Origin of the sequence: Streptomyces sp. (assembly GCF_035644915.1) — a bacterium.
In the GTDB taxonomy this organism is placed as follows: domain Bacteria; phylum Actinomycetota; class Actinomycetes; order Streptomycetales; family Streptomycetaceae; genus Streptomyces.
Genome location: NZ_DASQNP010000168.1, coordinates 1 through 25,717 on the forward strand (window position 1 = coordinate 1; position 25,717 = coordinate 25,717).

Annotated in this window: 24 protein-coding genes; 15 read left to right on the plus strand and 9 right to left on the minus strand. The window is 73.4% G+C overall.

Translation table 11 applies throughout. The features are described 5' to 3' along the window. Nucleotides 1-1,191: 1,191 nt before the first annotated feature. Genes VE546_RS18810 through VE546_RS18820 form a run of 3 tightly spaced genes read left to right on the plus strand, consistent with a single transcriptional unit; the run spans nt 1,192 to nt 3,329 of the window. On the plus strand, nt 1,192-1,638 hold the full coding sequence (locus tag VE546_RS18810) for a hypothetical protein (RefSeq protein ID WP_324923823.1): 447 nt from the start codon (nt 1,192-1,194) through the stop codon (nt 1,636-1,638). A gap of 6 nt (nt 1,639-1,644) precedes the next feature. Then, nucleotides 1,645-2,982, plus strand: a complete 1,338-nt coding sequence (locus tag VE546_RS18815; protein WP_324923825.1) for a hypothetical protein — start codon at nt 1,645-1,647, stop codon at nt 2,980-2,982. Next, nucleotides 2,979-3,329: a hypothetical protein gene (locus VE546_RS18820; protein ID WP_324923827.1), complete on the plus strand. Its 351-nt coding sequence runs from the start codon at nt 2,979-2,981 to the stop codon at nt 3,327-3,329. Before VE546_RS18815 ends, VE546_RS18820 begins: the two co-directional genes overlap by 4 nt. A gap of 312 nt (nt 3,330-3,641) precedes the next feature. On the opposite strand, the gene VE546_RS18825 is transcribed toward VE546_RS18820, so the two are convergent. Genes VE546_RS18825 through VE546_RS18835 form a run of 3 tightly spaced genes read right to left on the minus strand, consistent with a single transcriptional unit; the run spans nt 3,642 to nt 6,004 of the window. Further along, the gene (locus VE546_RS18825) at nt 3,642-4,925 is read right to left on the minus strand and encodes an MAB_1171c family putative transporter (RefSeq protein WP_324923829.1); all 1,284 of its coding nucleotides are present in this window, start codon (nt 4,923-4,925) and stop codon (nt 3,642-3,644) included. 7 nt (nt 4,926-4,932) lie between these two features. Next, a complete protein-coding gene (locus tag VE546_RS18830) occupies nt 4,933-5,493 on the minus strand; it encodes a hypothetical protein (protein ID WP_324923830.1) in 561 nt (186 codons plus the stop codon). 4 nt (nt 5,494-5,497) lie between these two features. Further along, nucleotides 5,498-6,004 (minus strand): helix-turn-helix transcriptional regulator, encoded by a 507-nt coding sequence (locus tag VE546_RS18835; RefSeq protein ID WP_324923832.1) that lies wholly within the window; start codon nt 6,002-6,004, stop codon nt 5,498-5,500. Between the two features lie 210 nt (nt 6,005-6,214). Between VE546_RS18835 and VE546_RS18840 the strand changes: the two genes are divergently transcribed. The 5 genes from VE546_RS18840 to nhaA all read left to right on the plus strand — a co-directional run bounded on the left by VE546_RS18840 (nt 6,215) and on the right by nhaA (nt 11,898). Further along, nucleotides 6,215-7,324 (plus strand): GGDEF domain-containing protein, encoded by a 1,110-nt coding sequence (locus tag VE546_RS18840; RefSeq protein ID WP_324923834.1) that lies wholly within the window; start codon nt 6,215-6,217, stop codon nt 7,322-7,324. A 323-nt stretch (nt 7,325-7,647) separates the two neighbouring features. Next, complete coding sequence (locus VE546_RS18845; protein ID WP_324923836.1) at nt 7,648-8,070, plus strand: nitroreductase/quinone reductase family protein; 423 nt, start codon at nt 7,648-7,650, stop codon at nt 8,068-8,070. A gap of 198 nt (nt 8,071-8,268) precedes the next feature. Then, nucleotides 8,269-9,642: a TrkH family potassium uptake protein gene (locus VE546_RS18850; RefSeq protein ID WP_324923838.1), complete on the plus strand. Its 1,374-nt coding sequence runs from the start codon at nt 8,269-8,271 to the stop codon at nt 9,640-9,642. A gap of 3 nt (nt 9,643-9,645) precedes the next feature. Continuing rightward, the gene (locus VE546_RS18855; protein WP_324923840.1) at nt 9,646-10,371 is read left to right on the plus strand and encodes a TrkA family potassium uptake protein; all 726 of its coding nucleotides are present in this window, start codon (nt 9,646-9,648) and stop codon (nt 10,369-10,371) included. A gap of 174 nt (nt 10,372-10,545) precedes the next feature. Further along, nucleotides 10,546-11,898 (plus strand): Na+/H+ antiporter NhaA, encoded by a 1,353-nt coding sequence (gene nhaA, locus VE546_RS18860; RefSeq protein WP_324923842.1) that lies wholly within the window; start codon nt 10,546-10,548, stop codon nt 11,896-11,898. A 31-nt stretch (nt 11,899-11,929) separates the two neighbouring features. Here nhaA and VE546_RS18865 read toward each other — a convergent pair whose 3' ends face one another. From VE546_RS18865 to iolC, 6 genes are all read right to left on the minus strand, one after another. Next, complete coding sequence (locus VE546_RS18865) at nt 11,930-12,694, minus strand: DUF4328 domain-containing protein (RefSeq protein ID WP_324923844.1); 765 nt, start codon at nt 12,692-12,694, stop codon at nt 11,930-11,932. 105 nt (nt 12,695-12,799) lie between these two features. Then, entirely contained in the window at nt 12,800-14,296 is a 1,497-nt protein-coding gene (locus VE546_RS18870; protein WP_324923846.1) for a CoA-acylating methylmalonate-semialdehyde dehydrogenase, read from the minus strand. An 81-nt stretch (nt 14,297-14,377) separates the two neighbouring features. Continuing rightward, nucleotides 14,378-16,246 carry a 3D-(3,5/4)-trihydroxycyclohexane-1,2-dione acylhydrolase (decyclizing) gene (gene iolD / locus VE546_RS18875; RefSeq protein ID WP_324923848.1) on the minus strand — a complete coding sequence of 623 codons (1,869 nt, stop codon included), beginning with the start codon at nt 16,244-16,246 and terminating at the stop codon, nt 14,378-14,380. Continuing rightward, nucleotides 16,243-17,217, minus strand: coding sequence for a 5-deoxy-glucuronate isomerase (iolB, locus tag VE546_RS18880; RefSeq protein WP_324923850.1), 975 nt, complete (start codon nt 17,215-17,217; stop codon nt 16,243-16,245). Before iolB ends, iolD begins: the two co-directional genes overlap by 4 nt. Before the next feature lie 82 nt (nt 17,218-17,299). Further along, entirely contained in the window at nt 17,300-18,178 is an 879-nt protein-coding gene (locus VE546_RS18885) for a Cgl0159 family (beta/alpha)8-fold protein (RefSeq protein WP_324923852.1), read from the minus strand. 7 nt (nt 18,179-18,185) lie between these two features. Further along, a complete protein-coding gene (iolC, locus tag VE546_RS18890; RefSeq protein ID WP_324923854.1) occupies nt 18,186-19,175 on the minus strand; it encodes a 5-dehydro-2-deoxygluconokinase in 990 nt (329 codons plus the stop codon). A gap of 326 nt (nt 19,176-19,501) precedes the next feature. Between iolC and VE546_RS18895 the strand changes: the two genes are divergently transcribed. The 7 genes from VE546_RS18895 to VE546_RS18925 form a co-directional block, all read left to right on the plus strand. Continuing rightward, nucleotides 19,502-20,515 (plus strand): sugar ABC transporter substrate-binding protein, encoded by a 1,014-nt coding sequence (locus VE546_RS18895; RefSeq protein ID WP_324923856.1) that lies wholly within the window; start codon nt 19,502-19,504, stop codon nt 20,513-20,515. Then, the gene (locus tag VE546_RS18900; protein ID WP_324923858.1) at nt 20,512-21,594 is read left to right on the plus strand and encodes an ABC transporter permease; all 1,083 of its coding nucleotides are present in this window, start codon (nt 20,512-20,514) and stop codon (nt 21,592-21,594) included. The genes VE546_RS18895 and VE546_RS18900 overlap by 4 nt, the downstream gene beginning before the upstream one ends. 5 nt (nt 21,595-21,599) lie before the next feature. Beyond that, on the plus strand, nt 21,600-22,493 hold the full coding sequence (locus VE546_RS18905; protein ID WP_324923860.1) for an ATP-binding cassette domain-containing protein: 894 nt from the start codon (nt 21,600-21,602) through the stop codon (nt 22,491-22,493). A 91-nt stretch (nt 22,494-22,584) separates the two neighbouring features. Beyond that, entirely contained in the window at nt 22,585-23,604 is a 1,020-nt protein-coding gene (locus tag VE546_RS18910) for a Gfo/Idh/MocA family oxidoreductase (protein WP_324923862.1), read from the plus strand. Between the two features lie 305 nt (nt 23,605-23,909). Next, on the plus strand, nt 23,910-24,107 hold the full coding sequence (locus tag VE546_RS18915; protein WP_324923865.1) for a helix-turn-helix transcriptional regulator: 198 nt from the start codon (nt 23,910-23,912) through the stop codon (nt 24,105-24,107). 121 nt (nt 24,108-24,228) lie between these two features. Beyond that, nucleotides 24,229-24,447 (plus strand): heavy-metal-associated domain-containing protein, encoded by a 219-nt coding sequence (locus VE546_RS18920; RefSeq protein WP_324923867.1) that lies wholly within the window; start codon nt 24,229-24,231, stop codon nt 24,445-24,447. Between the two features lie 86 nt (nt 24,448-24,533). Continuing rightward, nucleotides 24,534-25,717, plus strand: a 1,184-nt coding sequence (locus VE546_RS18925) for a heavy metal translocating P-type ATPase (RefSeq protein WP_324923869.1), incomplete at its 3' end; no start/stop codon positions are given.

Here is a 25,717-nt window from a genome sequence, read left to right on the forward strand (position 1 = left end):
CCGGGTGCACTCCCGCCAGGAAGTGCTCACGGATTTCCGCGAGAGCCCCGCGTGCCCTGCGGACCGGGCCGACGGGGGATCAGTGCCCACCGGGGCGCCGCGCACCGTGCGGGTCACCTCGAAGGAGGCGCCCCGGCCGAAGCCGACGCCGCTCCACTCAGCCCCGCCGCCCGCGGGCTCGACGGAGCTGCAGCACGGTGAACCGCGGCGGCGCGGTGAGGACGGCGGTGAGGTTCGTGAAGTGCCGCCTCCCACAACGGCGTTCCGCTTCGGACCGGCGTTCCCGGCAGCGTGCTCGCCGGTGTTCCCGGCGGTGCCCTCGCGTTCCGTCCAGCGGGCGGAGACGAGCGGTGCTCACCGCGAACGGGTTCTTCTCGCAGCCGTGGACGGCCTCCGCGGACCGGCGCACCAGCGTCCATGCGTCCGTGCCCGGTTCGGCCCTGCGCCACTTGTCCGTCAACCGGTGGAAGGTGCCGAGCGGGAGGTGCCCGGACCCACACGCGGGGGCGAAGGGACCGGCGGCGGTGTCGTTCGCTCCCCCGATGTGGTCGAAGGCCGCGAACAGCCGGTCGCGGCCGTTGTGCTACGGGTCCTCGCGGAAGAAGTTCCCGTACCGGGCCTCGCTCGGCCGGTTCCTCGCCGGGACCGGCGAGGAGCGGCTCGCCGATCAGGCCGCTGCCCTCGCAGAACCCACGAAGACGCAGGCGGGCGCCCGGGCCGCCGCCGACCGCCGGATGCGTTCGCCCCGCCGGGTCCCGCAGGTGGCCGCCGTCCGGCGCACGTCCCCCGCCCTCCGGCGCTCGGCCTCCGATCGGGGGGCGGAGACCCCGGACTCGCCGCGCGGGCGCAGGTCGTCCGCCAGGGCCGCGGCCCACCGCCCCAGGTCCTTGAGCAGGGCACCCCCGTCCACGCCGGCCCGCGTCCCGTCACTTTCCCGCCTTCTTGCCGCTCCACCGCGTCGTCCCCGCGTGGCCTGCGGCTCGGCCCCCGCCGGCCGCCGGGGAGCGCACGGAGCCCGCGGCACGGGAGAGAGCCGTTCCCCGTGGTCATGGCCATGCTCAGCGCCACGGGCCGAGTACCTTCGTTCGGCTTAAAAGCGTGATCAGCCACACACGCGGTGTAGTCGCAAAGGGGGCCGGTGCGGACAATGGCACCGATCCGGGAGTGGCCCGAGTCATGGGGGAGGCGGCGATGTCGTTCGACGAGGAGTGGGCCGGGCTCGTGGCCCGTGCCAGGGAGAGGACCGCGCAGACGCGGCTCAACCGGGCTCCGGGAGACGGCGGCTCCCCCGGCCCTCCGGGTGCGCCCGCCGGCGGGTTCTCGGTGAGCGCCGAGTCCGTCGACGGCAGCTCGCACCTGCTCGTCGAGATCGCGGGGCTCCTCTACGAGGGGCGGATGGACGGCGAGAACGCGACGATGTGCCGGGTGCCGCGGTCCCACCCGGAGGTGGCCTCGCAGGTGAACACCTTCGCGCGGTACTCCCAGGAGCTGTACAACGACATGGTCGCGCTCCTGGCGGCGCTGTCCACCCGGCTGAAGTCCGCCGGCAACGGCTACGTCAGGTGCGACCACGACGTCCAGCGGAAGATGGACGCCCTCCTGGCCTCGGGCCGGTTCGTGCCCGCCGGGGCCCGGTGATCCGCCGTGGTCTACCGGGAGTCCGTCGAGTTCCTGGAGAACGCCAATCCCGCGCTCATCGACCGCAACGCCGAGGAGTTCCGGCGGCTGCACAGGCTGATCGAGTCCGCCGACGGCCCCTTGCGCAAGGCCGCCATGGTCGCCTGGGAGAGCGAGGCCCGCGACCGGTACGTCAAGCGGCTGGACGAGGCCGGACGGATCGCCGACGCCCTCTCGGCGAGCTTCCGCACGGTGTGGAAGGCCCTGGCGGCGTACGCCGACGCGGTCACCACCGCCAAGAGGCACTACGAGAGCGGGAAGCACACCGAGGACAAGCTCGCCGAGGTCATCTCGCGGGAGGCCGGCGCGGTCACTCCCACGGCCCGCGCGGCCGAGCCCCTGCGGCAGTGGGAGGACCTGCGCGGCACCACGGGCTTCCTGGACTTCGTCGCGGAGCTGGGCGTCGACCTCGACGCGATCCGCGAGGAGGCCGAGAGCTACTACACCAAGACCAGGGACCACTACGGCGACGCCCTGCGGGTGGAGTCCGAAGCGCGCGAGAAGTGCGTGGCCGACATCAGGGCGGCCCACCGGTCCCTGCCCGACTTCCGCGGCGGCCTCCCCGACCCGTTGCAGGTCCTGGCGAACCTGGGGGCGCTGCGCTCCGAGGCGCGCCAGGCGAGCGACGACCCCAACGTCCGGCTCCACGGCTCGGGACGGAAGACGGACACCATCCCCGACACCGTCGGGAACGAGGTGGTCTCCGACATCCTCCAGAAGATCAGGACCCGGATCGACGGTCTGCCGGAAGGCCAGGGGAACAACTACTGGCTGCCGTCGACCTCCGACGAGGACCGGCGGGCGTACATCTCGGCCAACAAGGAACTCATCAAGGCCGCCGCCCGGGACTCCGGCCTCCCGCCCGAGATGGTCGCCGGTATCGCCTGGAAAGAGGTCGCGGGCGACCCCGGCTGGGTCGACGACGCGGCCCACAAGGCACGCAGGAATGTTCCCGGCCTCGGGGACGCGGACCAGACCTCGATGGGTCCGATGGCCATCCAGGTCCGCCGGGCCGCGGAGGTGCTGGGCTACGACCCCGGCAACCTCACCGAGGCACAGCGCCAGGTCGTGGTGGAAGCGGTCAAGGATCCCGCGCAGAACATCTTCATCGCCTCGGAGTACCTGGCCCAGCTCAAGGCCGAGAGCGGCTTCGCCGACGTACCGCCGGAGCAGATGACCAAGGCACAGATGCAGGAACTCGCGGCCCGTTACAACGGCGGCCCCTACTACGAGAGCAACGACGCCCAGCGGTACGGTCGCCAGTTCGGCCAGAACCTGGACGAGGCCAAGGAGGCACTGAAGTGAGCGGCACCGCCGGACGCCCGTCCCGGGCGCAGGGCAGGCGGAGCCGAAGCCTCCTCGGCCGCGCCGCCACCGCGGTGTGTGCCGTCGTCCTCGTGCTGCTGCACGCGGTGGCGGGGTACCTGCTCTTCGTCGCCTACATGTCCGGAGTCGCCGACCCGTGGGAGCGGGACGCCGCCATCCACTCCGGCATCGCCGCGGGCCTCGCCCTGGTGATCGCCGCCGTCTCGACATTGCTGACCTGGGCGTTCGTCAAGGCACGCCGACTGTGCGGGTGGTGGTACGTGCTTCCCGCCGTCCTGGCCGTCGCCGCGCTCCTGCGGCTGACCGTCCTCGCACCCGAACTCTGAGCAGTCCGCCGTGCTGCCGTCGCACCGGCGCCGGCGACGACAGGAACCCCCGTCCGGGCAGGCCGGTTCACCGTCGCCCGGCACCGCTTCGACGGTCCTGCCGTCCAGGTGCGGTATCCGCGTGCGGGACTCCACCGGGCCCCGCACGGCCCGGAGGGTCTTGCTTCCAGGCGTACGGGGAAGGTCGTTCCCGGAGCCACTGCTTGACGGGTTCCGGCGGCCCGGGCCTGGGCGCCGCCCCCTCCCGTTGCTGTCGCTTCCCGGCCTCCGTCGCGTTCCTCGCCGACAGGGACGGCGGAACCCCGGCCGGCCTCATCGCGTGCGGGCCGGACGGAATCTCCCGAAGACGCCGCGGGAACCGCAGGCCGGGGTGGGGAGTTCGGTGCCGTCGGCCTCGCCGTCCCCGGCGGCGCGGGCGAGCGCGGCGGCCACGACCGGTGAGGCGGCGAAGGCGCGGGAGACGGTGACCAGCCAGGCCAGTTCCCCGATGCCGTCGGTGCCGCCGCGGGCGCCCCCGTGCCCGGTGCCGGCCGCGTCCGGGGGGAACCTCACGTTCGCGGCCTTGGCCGCGACGGCCGCCCTCAGCCGTGCGGCATCCACGGTCGCGCACAGGTCGACGCCGGTGAGCCCGGCCTCGCGCCCCAGCCGCAGCGCGGTCTCGGCGACCCGGGGGTCGGCGTGGGCGCGCAGGGCGAGGCGGCCGTCGTTGATCTCGGCCAGCCGGCGCGTCAGCCGCAGCTCGAAGTCCCACCAGGGGACGCGGGTCGGCGGCACGATGGCCGGGGTGGCCCGCCGCAGCGCGTCCCACAGCGGGTACAGGGCGCGGTAGGCGCGGTAGCGCTCCACCCAGCCGCGCAGCCCCGACAGGTGGTCGCCCAGGACGGGCAGCGCGTAGCCGACGGCGCTCACCACCAGGCCGAGCAGGGCCAGCACGGGGGCGAGCCGGGAGCTGAGCCAGTCCCAGTCGGTGCCGCACCACCGGGCGACCACGGCCGCCAGCTTGGCGACGCTGAAGCCCAGCGCCCCCAGGGCCCCCAGCCCGATCAGCCACAGCCCGCGCCGCAGCCAGGGGCGTCCGGCGACCCTCGCCCAGCCCCAGCACATCCGCACCTGCACCGCCATGGCGACGGCCACCGCCAGCAGGTACAGCAGGACGAACCCGGCGATGTAGGGGGTGTCGGCGTAGTACGTGTCGAAGTCCACCCGCCGCTCGACCGGCGCCTCCCCCACCGCGAACAGCGCGACCAGGGCCATGACGATCACCGCGTACGCCAGCGTCCAGCGCCGTGCGATGGTCAGGGCCTGCTCGGCCGGCCAGCGCCAGTACGCCAGCAGCACGTGGCACGAGGCGCCCAGGGCCACCAGCAGGCAGTACACCAGCGGGGCGGCGAAGTTGGCCACGCCCGTGAGGCGGTTGAGCAGCCCGATGACGGCGGGCGCGGCGCAGAAGACGCAGACGGAGGCGAGGAAGAGGGTGGAGCAGATCGCCCGCCGCATGGGGTTGCGGGGCGCCCGCCGCAGGTCGCGCAGCTTGACCGCGAACGCCACCCAGCCGAACGCCGAACAGATCAGGTGGAACGCGCTCTGGTCGTTCACCGGCGCTTCACCGCGTCCCCCGCCCGGGACCGCAGGTGTCGGGGCCGTTGCCCAGCGCGGTCTCCAGGCGGTGGATGACGGCGGCGGCCGAGTCCGGTACGTCCCAGGTGCGTTCGGGGAGCCAGCGGCTGACCTTGGCCATCAGCATGGACGCGAAGAAGTCGGCCTCCTGCTCGGCCGCGGCGTCGCAGTGGCTGCGCCTGGCGACGATGCGCGCGACGGCGCTGTCGTCGAGCGAGGGCAGCGACAGGTGGGGGGCGTCGTCGTCGATCTCGGTGGCCCCGTGGTCCACCTCCATGTGCCAGAACTCGTGGCAGGTGATGAGCAGTTGGTGCCAGGGGCTGGTGCGCTCCTCGCAGAGGATGTAGTGCGCCGTGTCGGTGGCCACCCACAGGCCGCTGACCGTGTCGGGCGGGAAGGAGACGAGCCGGTGGTGGACGTCCCGGCCGAGGCGCTGCCTCATCCTGCCGCACAGCGCGGCGATGACCTGGTCCGGTTCGGCGGGGACCGGCAGGTCCAGGTCGCGGACCAGAGCCGCGCAGCTACGGCGCATGGCCTTCAGGTCCATCGCATCAGCGCTCCGCCGGCCGGTCGCCGGGAGGCGAGGGGGCCGGGCCCGGCCCCTGGGACCGGGGCGGATGGCCGGAGGACCGCGTGCGCGCGCCGGGATCGCTCTCCAGGACGTGCTCGACGATCCGTGTCACCGCGGCGAGCCCTTCGGGGGAGAGTTCCAGGGCGCGCAGGGCGAGCTTCCTGACGCCCAGGTTGTGGGCGACCTTGGCGAGTTCGATCTCCGCGTCGGTCTGGGCCGCGGTGTTGTCGTCCAGGAAGTAGGAGGCGGGGACGCCGAAGAAGCGGGCCAGGGCCGTCAGCAGCTCGGTGGAGGGGTTCCGCTTGGTGCCCTTGCGCAGGGCCGACAGGTACGCGCCCCCCACCCGGATGCCGGGGTACGCCTGCTTGATGGCGGTGGCGACCTCCTCGTTGGTGTACCGGCGGCCCTTGGGGCCCTCCGGGCGGATGGTGTCGAAGAGCCGGTCGAGATTCTCGGCCAGCGTCCGACGCCCGCGGGGATCGGACACCGCATCCACCTCCACCACACCTGAGCCGACCAGGAGCTGTCACCGCATCATAACTCTTGGCACATGAATGGGAGTTGACAGTCCCGTCATTCGGAAGCCTAGACTCACTCATCGCATCCACTCAACTACGAGTTGAGTTGACGCGTGCATAAGTCAACCGCAGGTTCACCACTGCTCACGTGCCCGGCCGATCGGGGGAGAAGGGGATCGATGAGTACTGCGCCAGGGTTGCCCGAGGAGCACGCATCGTTCCCCTCGTGCTGTCCGGAGGGCGGCCATCACCCCCTGACAGATGACCTCACCGGGCTGCTGGTGAGGAGGGCCTGGGAGATCAGGGCCTCCCAGGCCCTCGCCTTCGCGCGCCGCCGGCGCCGCCCGCTCGCCCTGGTCATGGGCGACCTCGACCGCTTCAAGAGCGTCAACGACACCTACGGCCACCTCGCGGGGGACGCCGTGCTGCGCGCCACGGCGGAGGTGCTGCGCCGCACCGAGGGGGGGATCAGCGGGCGGTACGGGGGCTACGCGGGCGACGAGTTCCTCCTGCTGCTGCCCGACACGGGCGCCGGGGAGGCGATGGCCGTCGCCCGGCGCATCCAGCAGTGCGTACGGGAACTGCGCATCCCGGCCCCGGTCAGCCGCGGCTCCACCGTCACCATCACCGGGCAGACCATCTCGCTCGGCATCTCCGTCTGGGACCCGGCCGACCCCGCCCCCGGCGGGCTGTCCGACCTGCTGCTGGACTCCGACGTGGCACTGCGGGAGGTCAAGCGCGCGGGAGGCGACCTCGTCCGCCTGGCCGGCGCCCCGGCACCGGCGGGCCACCGCCCCGTCCACGAGGTGCCGCACACCGCCCGGCCCACCTGGCTCCCCTACGGCGGGACGCACCGCGCCCTGCCGGCGGGCACCTGGTGGGACGCCGTCCGCATGCCGGGGCCGACCGGACGCCGGGTGCTGGAGGCGCTGCTGCGCAGCGGCGACGGGCCGCCCGGCCCGGTCATCGCCGACCCGCGGGGCGGGCAGGACGAGCCGGAGGGGCCACGGGGACCGGACGGGCCGGAGGAGCGGTCGCGGGTGTACTTCCTGGTCCCGCCCCGGAGCACCGACCGCTGGGAGGTGCCGGGCACCCAGGCCCTGGGCCGCGGTTCCTACGTCGTCGTCCCCGATGCCGCCAGCACCCGTCCGCCGGGGCTGCACTGGCTCGTCCCGCCGGTCGGCGACCGCCGGCTGACCGGCCTCCGCGCGCTGCACGAGGCACTGGAGGAAGTACTGGGGAGCGCGAAGGCGCCGGAAGCCGTGGAGGCCCCCGCCCCGGCCCCCTGAGCGCGGGTGCCCGCTCCGGCTCCTGCCCCGGCGGGGCACGGGCCCTGCGGGAACCGCGGAGTCCACCGGGCCGCCGGCCGTCTCCACCGCCGCCGTGCCCTCCCGGTCATCGGCCATACCGGCACTCTACGGGCCCTCTCCCGCGCCCGTCCCGCCTTTCGCGCCACTCTCCGCGGTTGTCATGTGCCACTGCGTCATGACCCCGGCACGGGCGGCGCCGTCCCCTCCCGCCCCCTCGCACCGGCTGCGGCGTGTCCCCCGCACCGGCGGCCCGCGGCAGGCCGCACACTGCCGGGGTCCGGCGACAGGCAACAGGAGGAACCATGGACATGGCGGCGTTCAACGAGCGGGTGATCGAGCAGTTCCGGGCGAACCGCGGCCGGGGGAGGATCGGCGATCGCCTCGACGCCTCCAGACTGCTCCTGCTCACGCACACCGGCGCCAGGACCGGGACGCGCCGCACCACCCCGGTGATGTTCCTCCGCCTGAAGGGCAGGCTGTGCGTCATCGCGTCCAACAACGGGGCGCCGCGCCACCCGGACTGGTACCGCAACCTGGTCGCCCACCCCGAGGTGACCGTCGAACTCGGGGACGAGACCTTCCCCGCCACCGCCGTCGTCCCCACCGGCCGGGAGCGGGACGAACTGTTCGCGGAGGCCGTGCGGCAGCACCCGTTCTTCGCGGAGCACCAGGACCGGACCGAGCGGACGATCCCGGTGGTCGAACTCCGGCGCACGGACGCCTGACCCGCCGCCCCGCCCCGGTATTCCGGAAGGGCGTCCGCGGGGCGGGGCCGCTCCGCGGCGGCGGCCGACCGGGCGCGGCGCGGCAGCCGTAGGATGGCGCCGCCCTCGGCAAGATCCCGGCAACGGCGGCACGGAGTACGGGGCCCGGGCCACGGGGTATACGGGCACGGACGCGAGGAGAGGCGAGACAGGGGGAGCATGGCGGAGCGCACGGCCGTACCACGTCCCTCCTTCCTGCGGGTGCATCCCGCCCAGGCCACCGTGCTGGCGTTCGCCACCGCGGCCGCCGTCGGCACGGCGCTGCTGGCGCTGCCCGCCGCCTCCGCCGACGGAACGGGCACGGAGCTGACGACCGCCCTGTTCACCGCGGTCTCGGCGGTGTGCGTGACCGGCCTGGTGGTGGTGGACACCGCCGCGTACTGGAGCGGTTTCGGCGAGGGCGTGATCCTGGCGCTGATCCAGGTGGGCGGCTTCGGCATCATGACCCTGGCGTCGCTGCTGGCCCTGCTGGTCTCGGGCAGGCTGCGGCTGCGGATGCAGCTCACCGCGCAGGCGGAGACCAGGAGCCTGGGCATCGGGGAGGTCCGCCGGGTGCTGCTGGGGGTCGCCAGGACCACCCTGGCCGTGGAGGCGCTGACCGCGCTGGCGCTGACGCTGCGCTTCCACCTCGGGTACGGGATGCCGCTCGGCCAGGCGCTCCGGCACGGCGTCTTCCACTCGGTCTCGGCGTTCAACAACGCCGGGTTCGGGCTGTACGCCGACAACCTGGTCCGGTACGCCGCGGACCCGTGGGTGCTGCTGCCGGTGTCGGCGGCCGTGATCCTGGGCGGGATCGGCTTCCCGGTGCTGCTGGAACTGGCCCGGCACCGCCGCCGGCGCCGCGATACCGGGCGGCGCACCTGGTCGCTGCACACCCGGCTCACCCTGATCGTCAGCGGCGTCCTGCTGCTGGCGGGCACGCTGCTGACCTGCCTGCTGGAGTGGGACAATCCGGGCACGCTGGGCCCGATGGGCGCCGGGGAGAAGGTGCTGAACGGCTTCTTCCACTCGGTGGTGAGCCGTACGGCGGGCTTCAACGCCGTCGACGTCGGCGCCCTGGAGCCCGCGACGCTGCTGGCCACCTGTGTGCTGATGTTCATCGGCGGCGGCAGCGCGGGAACGGCGGGCGGCATCAAGGTGACCACCTTCGCCGTGCTGGCCGCGGCCATCCTGGCCGAGGTGCGCGGCGAGCCGACCTCCGCGGTGTTGGGACGGAGGCTTGCCCCGCACGCGCTGCGGCAGGCGCTGAGCGTGGCGCTGCTGGGCGTGGGCCTGGTGACGGCCGCCACACTCGTCCTGCTGACCGTGGTCCGGGCGCCGTTCGAGGCGGTGCTGTTCGAGGCGGTGTCGGCCTTCGGCACGGTGGGGATGTCCACCGGGATCACCGCCGACCTGGGAACGGCCGGCGAGCTGATCATCGTCCTGCTGATGTTCGTCGGCCGGCTGGGGCCGGTGACGCTGGTGTCGGCGCTCGCGCTGCGCGAGCGGACCCGCCGCTACCAGTTGCCCGAGGAACGACCGATCTTGGGGTGACCTATGGAAAACCACCTGCGCTTCCTGCGCCGCCGCCGCGAACGGATCTCCTCGCAGGCCGCCAGACGGCCGGCCGGCGGCGACCAGCGGATCGCCGTCATCGGGCTGGGCCGGTTCGGCGGCTCCCTCGCCGACGAGCTGACGCGCCGGGGCTGGGACGTGCTCGGCATCGACCAGGACCCCCTCCTGGTCCAGCAGTTCTCCGACGCCCTCACCCACGCGGTGGTGGCCGACTGCACGGACCCGGAGGTGCTGCGCCAGCTCGGCGTCCACGAGTTCTCCAGCGCCGTCGTCGGGATCGGCACCAACATAGAGGCGAGCATCCTGGTCACCTCCAACCTGCTGGAGGCGGGGGTGCCCAACGTCTGGGCGAAGGCCATCAGCCGCCAGCACGGCAGCATCCTGGAGCGGCTCGGGGCGCACCACGTGGTGCTGCCCGAGTACGAGATGGGTGAGCGCGTGGCCCACCTGGTCACCGGCCGGATGCTGGACTTCATCCAGTTCGACGACGACTACGCGCTGGTCAAGACGGTGGCGCCGAGCGCCGTGACGGGCGTCCCGCTGGGCGAGAGCCAGGTGCGCACGCGGTACGGGGTGACGGTCGTCGGCATCAAACGGCCGGGCGAGTCCTTCACCCACGCCACCTCCCAGACCGTCGTGGAGAAGGGCGACGTGATCATCGTCACGGGGCGGACCGGGGCGGTCGAGGCGTTCGCCGAGATGAGCTAGCCCGGTCGGCACCACGCGGCACCACGCACATCCCTGTACACGCCACCGCCCTTGCGCGGGTACGGGTGATTGTGGGTACGGTGGTACGACATTCAAGATCTCCACAGGTGTGCCGGGAAGTCTGGTCGGCGGTGTTTCTCCCCTGCCCGGAAGCGACTCCCGAAAGGCACGCCCATGGCATCCGCCCCCAAGGCCCCCGAAGAGCGCACCTCCCTGTTCGGCCTGCCGCCGTTCCAGGAGCGCCGCTTCCTGCTGGACGCGCTGCGCACCGAGACGGTCGGCGGGATGGTGCTGCTCGTCGCGGCCCTGGTGGCGCTGGTGTGGGCGAACTCCCCGTGGAGGGAGGCGTACGAGTCCCTCCGCGACATCCACTTCGGCATCCCGGCCCTCCACCTCGACCTGTCCGTGGGGCACTGGGCGTCGGACGGCATCCTGACGGTCTTCTTCTTCGTCGCCGGCATCGAGCTGAAGCGCGAACTGCTCCTCGGCGAGCTGCGGCGGCCGGCCGCCGCGGCCCTCCCGGTGGTCGCCGCGGTCTGCGGCATGGCGGTGCCCGCCGCCTTCTACCTGGCCGTCAACCTGGCGGGCGGCGGCCAGTTGCAGGGCTGGGCCGTCCCCATGGCCACCGACATCGCCTTCGCGCTCGGCGTGCTGGCCGTGGTCGGCACCAACCTGCCCTCGGGCATCCGGGCCTTCCTGCTCACCCTCGCCATCGTCGACGACCTCGGTGCGATCGTCGTCATCGCCCTCTTCTACACCTCCGCCCTGAACTTCCCCGCCCTGGCCGGGGCGCTGGCCGGACTGGCGCTGTTCTGGTTCCTCCACCAGCGGCTGCGGGTGCGGGGCTGGTACGTGTACGTGCCGCTCGGCGTCGTCATCTGGGCGCTGATGCACGCCAGCGGGGTGCACGCCACCATCGCCGGCGTGGCGATGGGCATGCTGCTGCGGGTGGTGCCGCTCAAGGGCAGCGGGGGCTGGCCGGCCGAGAAGGAGTCCCCGGCCGAGCGGATCGAGCACCGGGTGCGGCCGCTGTCGGCGGGCTTCGCGGTGCCGGTGTTCGCGCTCTTCGCGGCGGGGGTGAGCGTCTCCGGCGACGCGCTGGCCGAGACCTTCCGCCGGCCCGAGGCGCTGGGCGTGATGCTCGGCCTGTTCGCGGGCAAGATCGTCGGGGTCTTCGGCGGCACCTACCTGGCCGCCCGCTTCACCCGCGCCCGGCTCAGCGACGACCTGGCCTGGGCCGACGTACTGGGCGTATCGATGCTCGCCGGGATCGGCTTCACCGTCTCGCTGCTGGTGGGCGAGCTGGCCTTCACCGATCCCGGGACCGTCGAGCACGTCAAGGCGGCGGTCCTGGTGGGCTCGCTGGCCTCGGCGGTCGTCGCCTGCGTCTTCCTGCGGATGCGCAACGCCACCTACCGGCGGCTGTGGGAGGAGGAGAACCGGGACGAGGACCACGACAACGTCCCGGACGTCTACCAGCGGCCGCGGGGGGCGGCCCGCGAGGACACCGCCGGCCGCGAGGACTGACGAGGGCCCCGGGCGCCCCGGGCGGGACGCCTCAGCGCGCCCGGGCCGCGAGTGCCAGGCGGTGCGCCTGGAGGGTGTGCTGCATGCCGGTCAGCTTGTCGACGAAGCAGACGGCCAGCAGCGCGGAGAGGACGTCGAGGCCGCCCGCGACGGTGTGGAAGGCGAGTGCGTCCTGGAGTTCCCCGGGGGTCTCGGCCGCGTCGTACAGGGCGGACGCCACCCCGTTGCCGAACCCCGCGACCAGCCACGAGCCCCACCAGGCGTTGAGCAGTCCCGCGGGGACGCGGTAGCGGACCGTGCCGTCCGGGCCGGGCGGGGTGCTGGCGTCCCAGATGTCATTGGCGATCTTCTTGGGGAACCAGAGGTTGGCCACCGGCACGAACCAGGCGCCGACCGCCCAGCCGCTCCCCATCCGCTGCCCCGCCGCGTCGAACGCTTCGGCGTTGAGGCGGGAGCGGTGGAACCACATCAGGAACGGGATCGCGGTGGCCACCGGCGCGGCGAACCGGACGAGCTCGGTCACGGAGAAGAGTCCCTCCGCCTCCTCCAGCCGTTCCATCCCGCCGTACGCCCACGGAGCCGCGCCGTCGATCAGCACGGCCAGCCGGGAGCCCGCGTAGACGGAGGCCAGGTCGGCCATCGCGCACACTCCGAGCAGCACCATGGTGACGGTCGCCAGGAACCGGGTGGGCTGCCAGCGGACGTACGGCGGGGCCGTCCGCTGCCGCTGCCGCTCCCGCTCCTCGGGGGTGGACATCACCCACCACGGCTGTCCGTCCGGCGTGCCTGCCGACACCACCTTAGGTCCCCTCCCCGCCCGGTGACTGCCCGCCGCACCCTACCGGGCGGACGGGGGCGGCCTCCCCGGAATTCCGGGGAGGCCGCCGGGCCGGGGCGCGGCTCAGTGGTTGCCGGGGAAGCCCAGGTCGATGCCGCCGCTGTCGGCCGGGTCGGGCCAGCGGGTGGTGACGACCTTGCCGCGCGTGTAGAAGTGCACGCCGTCGTTGCCGTAGACGTGGTGGTCGCCGAAGAGGGAGTCCTTCCAGCCGCCGAAGGAGTGGTGGCCGACCGGGACCGGGATCGGCACGTTGACGCCCACCATGCCCGCCTCGACCTCCATCTGGAAGCGGCGGGCGGCACCGCCGTCGCGGGTGAAGATGGCGGCGCCGTTGCCCCACGGGGAGCTGTTGACCAGCTCCATGGCCTCGTCGTAGGTCCCGGCGCGCACCACGCACAGGACGGGGCCGAAGATCTCGTCGCGGTAGGCGTCCATCTCCGGGGTGACCTTGTCCAGCAGCGAGACGCCGGTGAAGAAGCCCTTCTCGTACCCCTCGACCGTGTACCCGGTGCCGTCCACGACCACCTCGGCACCCTGCTCGCGGGCGCCGTGGACGTAGGAGGCCACCGTGTCGCGGTGTTCGGCGGTGATCAGCGGGCCCATCTCGGAGGCGGGGTCGTCACCGGGGCCGATGCGGAGCCGGCCGGCCCGCTCGGCGATCCTCTTCACCAGCTCGTCGCCGATGCCGCCGACCGCCACGACCACCGAGACGGCCATGCAGCGCTCGCCGGCCGAGCCGTAGGCGGCGTTGACGGCGCTGTCGGCGGCGTGGTCCAGGTCGGCGTCGGGCAGGACGAGCATGTGGTTCTTGGCGCCGCCCAGGGCCTGGACGCGCTTGCCGTGCTCCACGGCCTTCAGGTGGATCCGCCGCGCGATCGGGGTGGAGCCGACGAAGCTGACGGCGGCGACCTCCGGGTGCTCCAGGAGGCGGTCGACGGCGGCCCTGTCGCCGTTGACCACGTTGAGCACGCCGTCGGGCAGCCCGGCCTCCGCGGCCAGCTCCGCCAGCCGCCGGGCGGCCGAGGGGTCCTTCTCGCTGGGCTTGAGGACGAAGGCGTTGCCGCAGGCGATGGCGAGCGGGAACATCCACATCGGCACCATGGCCGGGAAGTTGAACGGGGTGATGCCGGCCACGACGCCCAGCGGCTGGCGGATGGAGGCGACGTCGACCCGCTGGGAGACCTGGGTGGACAGCTCGCCCTTGAGCTTCTCGGTGATGCCGCAGGCGAGTTCGACGATCTCCATGCCGCGGGCGACCTCGCCGAGGGCGTCGGAGCGCACCTTGCCGTGCTCGGCGGTGATCAGCGCGGCGAGCTCGTCGCGGTGCGCGTCCAGCAGTTCGCGGTAGCGGAAGAGGATCGCGGTGCGCCGGGCGAGGGAGACGTGCCGCCAGCTCCGGTACGCCTCCCCGGCGGCGGCGACCGCGCGGTCCACCTCCCGGGCGGAGGCGAGGGCGACCCGGGCGGACTGCTCGCCGGTGGCCGGGTTGTAGACGGGGCCGTACTGGCCGGAGGTGCCGTCGACGGGCTCGCCGTCGATCCAGTGGCCGATGGTCCTCATGGGTGGGGGCCTTTCGTGGCTGCGGTGCTCTGCGGTACGGGGGCGGTACGGGAGGCGGGGCGGGGGCTGCAGGCGGCGGGGCTACAGGTGGCGGCGGCGTCCGGCGGCGTGCCGCTCGTACCTGGCGCGCGCCTCGATCGCGGCGGGCCGGGTGGCCACCTCGGCGACCGGCACGTCCCACCACGCCTGCGCGCCGGGGGCGGTGGGCGCGGGATCCGTCTCCACGTACACGCAGGTGGGCCGGTCCGAGTCGCGGGCGGCGCGCAGGGCGGCGCGCAGCTCGGCGACGGTGTCGGCGCGGATGACGTCCATGCCGAGCGAGGCGGCGTTGGCGGCCAGGTCCACCGGCAGCGGGTCGCCGGTGTAGCGGCCGTCGGCCGCGCGGTGGCGGTAGGCGGTGCCGAAGCGCTCGGCGCCGGTCTCCTCCGAGAGGCCGCCGATGGAGGCGTAGCCGTGGTTCTGGAGCAGCACCAGGTTGATGCCGACGCCCTCCTGGACGGCGGTGACGATCTCGGTCGGCATCATCAGGTAGGTGCCGTCGCCGACCAGCGCCCACACCGGGCGGTCGGGGGCGGCGAGCTTCACGCCGATGGCGGCCGGGATCTCGTAGCCCATGCAGGAGTAGCCGTACTCCAGGTGGTACTGGCGCGGCGAGCGGGCCCGCCACAGCTTGTGCAGGTCGCCGGGGAGCGAGCCGGCGGCGTTGATCACCACGTCGTCGTCGCCGACCACGGAGTCCAGCGCGCCGAGCACCTGGGTCTGGGTGGGGCGCGCGTCCTCGTCCGGGGCGGCGTACGCGGCGTCCACGGTCTTCTCCCAGGCCTCCTTGCCCGCGCGGTACTCGGCCTCGTAGGCCGCCTCGACGCGGTGTCCGCGCAGCGCCCCGGTCAGGGCTTCCAGGCCGGCGCGGGCGTCGGCGACGAGGGGGAGCGCGCCCATCTTGTGGGAGTCGAAGGACGCGATGTTGAGGTTGACGAAGCGCACCGACGGCTCGGTGAAGAGGGTGTTCGAGGCGGTGGTGAAGTCGCTGTAGCGGGTGCCGACGCCGATGACCAGGTCGGCGGTGCGCGCCAGGTCGTCGGCGACCGCGGTGCCGGTGTGGCCGATGCCGCCGAGGTCGCAGGGGTGGTCGTGACGGAGCGAGCCCTTGCCCGCCTGGGTGGAGGCGACGGGGATGCCGGTGGCGTCCGCCAGCTTCCGCAGCGCGTCCTCGGCCTCGCTGTGGTGGACGCCGCCGCCGGCGATGATCAGCGGGCGCCGGGCGGCGCGCACGGCGCGGGCGGCCTCGGCCAGCGCGTCGGCGTCCGGCGCCGGGCGGCGCACGTGCCAGGTGCGCTCGGCGAAGAACTCCTCGGGCCAGTCGTGGGCCTCGGCCTGGACGTCCTGGGGCAGGGCGAGGGTGACGGCGCCGGTGTCCACGGGGTCGGTCAGGGTCCGCATCGCCTGGAGCGCGGCGGGGATCAGCGCCTCGGGGCGGGTGATCCGGTCGAAGTAGCGGGAGACGGGCCGCAGCGCGTCGTTGACCGACACGTCGCCCGCGTACGGCACTTCGAGCTGCTGGAGGACGGGGTCGGCGGGGCGGGTGGCGAAGACGTCGCCGGGCAGCAGCAGGACGGGCAGCCGGTTGATGGTGGCCAGGGCGGCTCCGGTGACCAGGTTGGTGGCGCCGGGGCCGATGGAGGTGGTGACGGCCTGGGTGGCCAGCCGGCCGGACTGGCGGGCGTAACCGACGGCGGCGTGCACCATCGCCTGCTCGTTGCGGCCCTGGAGGTAGGGCATCGCCCCGGAGTGCTCCAGCAGCGCCTGGCCGAGGCCGGCGACGTTGCCGTGGCCGAAGATGCCCCAGCAGGCGCCGACCAGCCGCCGGCGGCGGCCGTCCCGCTCGGTGTACTGGGCGGCCAGGAAGCGCACCAGGGCCTGGGCGACCGTCAGTCGGGTGGTGGCGGTCATCGGTCGTCCTCTTCCTTCTCCTGGGCCGACGGGTCGGCCGCCGACGGGGCGGTGCAGAGCGGGAGCCGGGGGTCCACGGGCTGGTCGTCCCAGGTGCCGCGGATCCACGCGTGGTCGGGGTGGTCGCGGATGAGCCAGGCCCGCTCCTCGCCCGGGCCGGCCATCACGTTGAGGTAGTACATGTCGTGGCCGGGGGCGGCGATGGACGGCCCGTGCCAGCCGTCGGGGATCAGCACGGCGTCGCCGCTGCGGACCTCGGCGAGCACGTCGGTGCCCCGCCCGTGTCCTGAAGGGCTCACCCGCTGGTAGCCCAGGCCCGGGGTGCCGGGGCGGCCGGCGGCCGGGGCGATCTCGAAGTAGTAGATCTCCTCCAGCTCCGACTCCTCGCCCGGGCGGCACTCGTCGTGCTTGTGCGGCGGGTAGGAGGACCAGTTGCCGCCCGGGGTGAGCACCTCGACGGCGATCAGCCGGTCGGCCTCGAAGACGCCGGCGGCGGCGAAGTTGTTGACCTGCCGCGAGCAGGTGCCGCTGCCGCGCAGTTCGACGGGCACGTCCGAGGCGGGGCCGTAGCGGGGCGTCAGCCGCCGCTCGCAGCGGGCGCCGGTGAGTGCGAAGCGTCCGCCCGCGGCGGTGGCGATCCGTACGCGGGCGTCGCGCGGCGCGTACGCGAAGTCGGTGACGCCGCTGAACACGTCGGTGCGGCCGTGCAGTTCGAAGGTGTGGGTGCCGCCGTCGGCGTCCTCCACGGTCACCGTGCAGCCGCCGGCCAGCGGCAGCACGATCCACTCGCTGTCGCCGGCGGCGAACCCGTGCGTACCGCCGGCCTCCAGCGGGAGCACCCGCAGCGAGGAGTGGCTCCAGCCGGCGCGTCGGGGGTCGATGTCCAGGGCGTACGGTTCCGAGGCCGCGCTTCCGGCCGGCAGGTGGAATCCGGTGCCGGCGGCCGGGCGGGCGTCCGTGTGCGTGGTCATGCGCTGTCCCTTCCCTGTCGTGGGGCGTCGTAGGGCGTCGCAGGGCGTGTCCGTCGCAGGGCGTGTCCGGAGGGCGCCCGGGTCAGAGCAGCCCGACGGCGGTGTCCACGGCGCGCTCCACGTCCCCGTCCGGGGGGTAGAGCAGCGAGCGCCCGGCGACCAGGCCCTGGACGGTGGGCAGCCGCAGCGCCTTGCGCCACTTCTCGTACACGCCCTCCTGGTCGCCGCCGGTGTCGCCGCCCAGCAGGACCGCGGGCAGGGTGGAGGTCTCCATGACCTCGCCCATGGCGTCCGGGTCGGCGGTGACGGGCACCTTGAGCCAGGTGTAGGCGGAGGTGCCGCCCAGGCCGGAGGCGATGGCGATGGACCTGGTCACCGCCTCCGCGCCGAGGTCGTTGACGACCCTGCCGTCCACCCGGCGCGAGATGAACGGCTCGACGAAGACGGGGAGCCCGCGCTCGGCCATGTCGTCGATGGCGCGGGCGGCGGAGAGCATCGTGGTCAGCGAGCCGGCGTCCTCGTAGTCGATGCGCAGCAGCAGTTTGCCCGCGTCGAAGCCGAGCCGCTCGATGTCCTGGGGGCGGTGGCCGGTGAAGCGGTCGTCGAGCTCGAAGGAGGCGCCGGCCAGGCCGCCGCGGTTCATCGAGCCGACGGCGACCTTGTTCTCCAGCGCGCCCAGCAGGAGGAGGTCCTCCAGGATGTCGGCGGTGGCCAGCACGCCGTCCACGCCGGGGCGGGAGAGGGCCAGGCAGAGCCTCTCCAGCAGGTCGACGCGGTTGGCCATGGCCAGTTTCTGGCCGCCGACGGAGAGGGCGCCGCGCGCGGGGTGGTCCGCCGCGATGATCATCAGTCGGCCGCTGTCGCCCACCAGCGGCCGGCGCGCCCGCCGCCGGGCGGCCTCGGCGATCGCCTCGGGGCGCCGGGCGCGCACCTTCACCAGGTCGGAGATGCTGATGCTCAAGGGGTTCTCACTTCCGTGCGCGCAGGAGGTCCTCGACCTCGGACTCGGTCGGCATCGCCGGGGAACAGGCGAGCCGGGAGGCGACGAGCGCTCCGGCGGCGTTGGCGTAGCGCATGGTGTGGTCCAGTTCCCAGCCCGCCAGCAGGCCGTGGCAGAGGGAGCCGCCGAAGGCGTCCCCCGCGCCGAGGCCGTTGACCACCTCGACGGGGTGCGGGGGCACGTCGGCGGTGGTGCCGTCGCGGTGGACGGCGAGCACGCCCCTCGGGCCCTGTTTGACGACGGCCAGTTCGACGCCGGCGTCCAGCAGCGCCCGGGCGCAGGCGTGCGGTTCCCGCACGCCGGTGGCGACCTCGCACTCCTCCAGGTTGCCGACGGCCACGGTGGCGTACCGCAGGGCCTCGGCGTAGTGGGCGCGGGCCGCCTCCGGCCCCTCCCGCCAGAACATCGGGCGCCAGTCGAGGTCGAAGACGGTGGCCACCTGGGCGGCGGCGCGGTCCGCGTCCGCGGCGCGTGCGGCGGCGCGCGCCCGCAGGGCGGCGAGCGTCGCGGAGCGGCTGGGCTCCTCGCACAGCCCGGTGCCGGTCATCCAGAAGATCCGGGCGGCCGAGACGGCGTCCAGGTCCAGTTCGCCGGGGTGGATCTCCAGGTCGGGTGCCTTGGGCTGCCGGTAGAAGTACAGCGGGAAGTCGTCCGGCGGGAAGATCTCGCAGAAGGTGACGGGTGTCGGGTACGCCTCGACGGGCGTCACCCAGCGGTCGTCGACGCCGAACTCCTTCAGCGCCCGGTGGCAGTACTCGCCGAACGGGTCCTGTCCGGTGCGGGTGACGACCGCGCTGGTGCGGCCCAGCCGGGCGGCGGCGACGGCGACGTTGGTGGGGGAGCCGCCGAGGAACTTTCCGAAGGACTCCACCTGCGCCAGCGGGACACCGGTCTGCAGCGGGTAGATGTCCACTCCGATCCGGCCCATCGTGATGACGTCGAACAACGGCTCGGCCATGGGCGTCCCTTCGGGGAGCGTGTCGGGGGGCGGGCCCCTCCAGGTGTAGACCCGCCGCGGAGCCATGTCAACGCTTTGTCCTTACATAATGACGTCTAGACTCTCCACCAGTCGCAATGTTATCGGCCTGTTACGTCAAGATGAAGTGTTGTCATGACAAAGTATTGACAGCGGGGCGCCCAGGGAGTTGGCTCCCTCCAGCATGGTGGCGCTTCCGGCTCCCGTTGCCGGAAACTCCCCTTGGCCTCCGGGACGTGTTCCTCCCCTCACGACCCGGCCGGCCCGGCCCCTCTCCGCTCCACTCACCCAGCGAGGTGCAGGACGACATGAAGCGCACCACCCGTCACTCCCGCAGAACCGCCTTCGTCGCCGCCTGCGCCGCGGGCGTTCTGGCCCTCGCCGGCTGCTCCAGCAGCTCCGGCGGCAAGAAGGCCCAGGAAGGCGCCGACGGGGCGTCCGCCGGCAAGGCGGACACCCCGCGCATGAAGATCGCCCTGGTGACCCACGCCGCCCCCGGCGACACCTTCTGGGACCTCGTCCGCAAGGGCGCCCAGACGGCGGCCGCGAAGGACAACGTCGAGCTGGTCTACTCCAACGACCCCAAGGCGTCCGAGCAGGCCAACCTGGTCCAGAACGCCATCGACCAGAAGGTGGACGGCATAGCCGTCACCCTCGCCAAGCCCGACGCCATGAAGTCCGCCGTCGCCAAGGCCCGCGCGGCCGGCATCCCGGTCGTCGCCCTCAACGCCGGCCTGGACGCCTGGAAGGAGCAGGGCGTGCTCTCCTTCTTCGGCCAGGACGACCGGGTCGCGGGCGAGGCGTTCGGCGAGCGGCTCAACGAGCTGGGCGCCAAGCACACCCTCTGCGTGATCCACGAGCAGGGCCACGTCGGCCTGGAGGGACGCTGCGCCGGCGTCAAGGAGACCTTCAAGGGCAAGACCGAGACGCTCTACGTCAACGGCGCCGACATGCCGTCGGTGAAGTCCACCATCTCCGCGAAGCTGCGCCAGAACTCCTCCATCGACTACGTCGTCACCCTGGGCGCGCCCTTCGCCATGACCGCGATCCAGTCGGTGGACGAGTCGGGCGGCAAGGCGAGGATCGCCACCTTCGACCTCAACAAGGACCTGGTCGGGGCGGTCGAGGCCGGCGACATCGAGTTCGCCGTGGACCAGCAGCCCTACCTCCAGGGCTACCTGGCCGTCGACGCCCTGTGGCTCTACAAGACCAACGGCAACTACAGCGGCGGTGGCCAGGAGCCGGTCCTGACCGGCCCGGCGTTCGTCGACAAGGAGAACGTCGAGGACATCGCCGAGTTCGCCGGGAAGGGCACCAGGTGACGAACACGACCCAGGCAGTCACTCCGGCCGCCCCCGCACCCGCGGCGGGGGCGCCCGCCCCGGCCGAGGACGGCCGCACCGCCCGGCGCTCCCCGCTGCGCCGACTGCTGGGCCGTCCCGAGATCGGCGCGCTGGTCGGCGCGATCGCCGTCTACGTCTTCTTCTTCGCCGTCGCCCCGACCTTCCGCCAGGCCGACTCCATGGCCACGGTGCTCTACCAGGCCTCGACCATGGGCATCGTGGCCCTGGCCGTGGCCCTGCTGATGATCGGCGGCGAGTTCGACCTGTCGGCCGGCGTCGCGGTGACCACCTCGGCGCTGACGGCGTCCATGCTCAGCTTCCAGCTCACGCTGAACGTCTGGACGGGCGTCGTGGTCGCCCTGGTCCTCTCCCTGGCGATCGGCGCGTTCAACGGCTTCATGCTGATCAGGACGGGGCTGCCGAGCTTCCTGGTCACGCTCGGCACCTTCCTGATGCTCCAGGGCCTCAACCTGGCCATCACCAAGCTGTTCACCGGCAACGTCGCCACCGACTCCATCCGCGACATGGACGGCTTCGACCAGGCGAAGGCCGTCTTCGCCTCCGAGATCGACGTCGCCGGGGTCGACGTCAAGATCACGGTGCTGTGGTGGCTGCTCTTCGCCGCCCTCGCCACCTGGCTGCTGCTGCGCACCAGGTACGGCAACTGGATCTTCGCGGTGGGCGGCGACCAGGACAGCGCCCGCGCCGTCGGCGTCCCCGTGACCTTCACCAAGATCACGCTGTTCATGGGCGTCGGCTTCGCCGCCTGGTTCGTCGGCATGCACCTGCTGTTCTCGTTCAGCACCATCCAGTCGGGCGAGGGGGTCGGCAACGAGTTCCTCTACATCATCGCCGCGGTGATCGGCGGCTGCCTGCTCACCGGTGGCTACGGCTCCGCGGTCGGGGCGGTGATCGGCGCCTTCATCTTCGGCATGGTCTCCCAGGGCATCGTCTACGCCAACTGGAACCCCGACTGGTTCAAGTTCTTCCTCGGCGTGATGCTCCTGCTCGCCACCCTCGTCAATCTGTGGGTCCGCCGCTCGGCGACCCGGAGGTGACCCTCATGGAAACCACCGAAACCACCGCATCCGCCGGCCGGGAGAAGGCCGGCGCCGGCAGCGACCCGATCGTCGTCCTGAAGGGCGTCGGGAAGTCCTACGGCAACGTCCGCGCGCTGCACGGGGTGGACCTGGAGGTGCGTCCCGGCCGGGTGACGTGCGTCCTCGGCGACAACGGCGCCGGCAAGTCCACCCTCATCAAGATCGTCTCCGGGCTGCACCAGCACACCGAGGGCGAGTACCTCATCGACGGCGAGCCCGTACGGCTCGCCACCCCCCGCGAGGCCCTGGACCGCGGCATCGCCACGGTCTACCAGGACCTGGCCACCGTGCCGCTGATGCCGGTGTGGCGGAACTTCTTCCTCGGCTCGGAGATCACCCGCGGCCCCTGGCCCTTCCGGCGGCTCGACATCGCCCGGATGAAGAGCATCGCCGACCGGGAGCTGCGCAACATGGGCATCGTCCTGGACGACCTGGAGCAGCCCATCGGCACCCTCTCCGGCGGCCAGCGGCAGTCCGTGGCCATCGCGCGCGCCGTCCACTTCGGCGCCCGGGTGCTGATCCTGGACGAGCCGACCGCCGCGCTCGGCGTCAAGCAGTCCGGGGTGGTGCTGAAGTACATCGCCGCCGCCCGCGAGCGCGGCCTGGGCGTCATCTTCATCACCCACAACCCGCACCACGCCTACCTGGTCGGCGACCACTTCACGGTGCTCCGCCTGGGCACGCTCGAACTGAGCGCCGCCCGCAGCGAGGTCACCCTGGAGGAGCTCACCCACCACATGGCGGGCGGCGCCGAACTGGCCGCGCTCAAGCACGAGCTGGCCCAGGTCGGCGGCGTGGACGTGGGGGAGCTCCCCGACGGGGCCGGGACCTCCGGGCCCCCGGCGGCCCGCGCCTGACCCGCCGTCCGCCGCCCGGCGCACACTCCCTCCGGACCCCACGCCCCAGGCCCTCCAGGACACCCCAGGACCCCGAGGAGACCCGCCTCCCATGACCACCCACGGAACGCTCGGCGTCGCGGTGATCGGCGTCGGCACGATGGGCGCCGACCACGTCCGCCGCATCAACGACGTCATCAGCGGGGCCCGCGTCGCCGCCGTGGCGGACATCGACGGCGACCGCGCCAAGGCGCTCGCCGAGACCATCGAGGGCTGCGCCGCGTACGCCGACCCGGCCGCCGCGATGGCCTCCCCCGAGGTGGACGCGGTGCTCATCGCCTCCCCCGGTCCGGCCCACGAGGAGGCGCTGCTGACCGCCTTCGAGCACGACCTGCCGGTGCTGTGCGAGAAGCCGCTCACCCCCGACGCCGCCTCCGCGCTGCGGGTGCTGGAGGCCGAGCAGCGGCTGGGCCGCCGACGGGTGCAGCTCGGCTTCATGCGGCGCTTCGACGCCGAGTACCTGCGGCTCAAGAAGGTGCTGGACGAGGGCCGGCTGGGTCGTCCGCTGCTGCTGCACTGCCGCCACCGCAACGCCTCGGTCCCCCCGTACTTCACCGACGCGATGCTCATCAACGACTCCGTGGTGCACGAGGTGGACTGCACCCGCTGGCTGCTGGGACAGGAGATCACCGCGGTCACCGTGCTCCGCCCGGCTCCCAGCTCCGACTCCCCGGAGCACCTCGGCGACCCCCAACTGGTGATCTTCGAGACCGACGGCGGCGCGCTCGTCGACGTCGAGATCTTCGCCACCTGCGGCTTCGGCTACCAGGTCCAGACCGAGGCCGTCTGCGAGCGGGGCACCGCCCGCATCGGCGAGGGGCACGGCATGCTCACCTGCGCCGCCGGCCGCTGGGGCGGTGAGATCACCCGGGACTACGTGGAGCGCTTCGAGGACGCCTACGACCGCGAGGTGCAGGGGTGGGTGGACGCCACCCGGCGCGGCGAGGTCATCGGCCCCAGCGTCTGGGACGGCTACGCTGCCGCCGCCGTCTGCGAGGCGGGCGTCACCGCGCAGACCACCGGCCGGCGCACCACCGTGGAGCTGGCCGAGCGCCCCGCCTTCTACACCTGAGCCACCCGGCCGGGACCGAGGAGCCGCGCCCGTCCCGGCCGGTCGAGCAGGCGAACGGCCCTCCCCTGTTCCGTTCGCCTACCGGGGGCCGGATCCGCACCGGATCCGGCCCCCTCCCCCTGTCCTCCTCCTGCCTCCTTGCCGCCCTCCGTCACGATCTCGTCGCACCTCCGTCACGGCTGTCACAACCCTGCGCGTCCACCGTCACAGCCGGCCGACACGCCCTCCGTCCGGCCGCCGGGCGGCACGCGGCGGCCCAGGGTGGTCCCGACCCCCACCAGCCACCCCCCGCGGAGGTGCCTTCCATGACCGATCACGGGCTCTGGTCGTACCGGGAGATCGCCGCGCACATCCGGGTCAAGCCGGAGACCGTGCGCTCGTACCGCAAACACGGTCTGCTTCCGCCGCCCGACCTGGTGGAAGGCGGACGGCCGTACTGGCTCGCCGACACCATCCGCGCGTGGGTGGCCGCCCGCCCCGGCAACCGCGACAGGCGCCCCTAGGGGACAGTGGAGGTGGGAACCGTTCGATTCATACCCCCCTAGGGTATTATGGCGGCATCGTCGGAACGCGTGCCCGACGCGCCGCCCGAGCGTTTCCGAAGACTTCGAGGGAGCACACGCCATGAGCACCGTCACCACCACCTACAAGGTCAGCGGCATGACCTGCGGCCACTGCGAGGGCGCGGTCACCACCGAGGTCTCCGCGATCGACGGCGTCACCGACGTGAAGGCCGTCGCCGCGACGGGCCTGGTGACCGTCACCTCCACCGGCGAGCCGGACGACGAGGCCGTGCGCGCCGCGGTCGACGAGGCGGGGTACGAGCTCGTCGGCCGGGCCTGACCCCGCCCGGCCCCTGTCCCCGCCGGGCCGTACCGCCACCGCCCGCACCCGCGGTACGGCCCGGCTCCCCGCACCGGAAGACAGCCATGAGCAGCACGACCACCGGGGCGCCGGCGCCCGCCGCCGAGCTCGAACTCGCCATCGGCGGGATGACCTGCGCCGCCTGCGCCGCCCGCGTCGAGAAGAAGCTCAACCGGATGGACGGCGTGACCGCCACGGTCAACCTCGCCACGGAGAAGGCCCGCGTCACCCACGGCGCCGGGGTGACCGTGGAGGACCTGATCGCCGCGGTCGAGAAGGCCGGCTACACGGCCCGGCTCCCCGAACCGCCCGCCCCCAAGGAGCCGGAGGGCGGCACGGAGGGCGGCGCGGGGAGCGGCGCGGACGGCGGTGACCGAGAGCCGGACGCGCTGCGGCAGCGCTTCCTGGTCTCGCTGGCGCTGTCGGTGCCGGTCGTACTGCTGTCGATGGTCCCGGCGTGGCAGTTCGACGCCTGGCAGTGGCTCTGCCTGACCCTCGCCGCGCCCGTCGTGGTCTGGGGCGCCCTGCCCTTCCACCGGGCCGCTTGGCGGGGCGTCCGGCACGGCGCGGCCACCATGGACACCCTGGTCTCGATCGGGACGCTGGCCGCCTTCGGCTGGTCGCTGTGGGCGCTGTTCCTCGGCGAGGCCGGGATGCCCGGGATGCGGCACGGCTTCGAGTTCACCGTCTCCCCCGCGGACGCCTCCTCGGCCCTCTACCTGGAGGTCGCGGCCGGGGTGACCACCTTCCTCCTGCTCGGCCGCCATCTGGAGGCCCGCTCCAGGCGCAGGGCCGGTGCGGCGCTCAGGGCCCTGCTGGAGCTGGGCGCCAAGGACGTCGCCGTCCTGCGGGCAGGCCGCGAGGAGCGCGTCCCCGTCTCCCGGCTGGCGGTCGGGGACCGGTTCGTCGTCCGCCCCGGCGAGAAGATCGCCACCGACGGCACCGTGGTCGAGGGCTCCTCCGCGGTGGACGCCTCGATGCTCACCGGCGAGTCGGTGCCCGTGGACGTCACGGTGGGCGACGCGGTCACCGGCGCCACCGTCAACACCTCCGGCCGGCTGGTGGTGGAGGCCACCCGCGTCGGCGCCGACACCCAGCTCGCCCGGATGGCCAAGCTGGTGGAGGACGCGCAGAACGGCAAGGCCGCCGCCCAGCGGCTGGCCGACCGCGTCTCCGCGGTCTTCGTGCCCGTCGTCCTCGCCCTGGCCCTGGCCACCCTGGGCTTCTGGCTGGGCAACGGCGCCGGAGC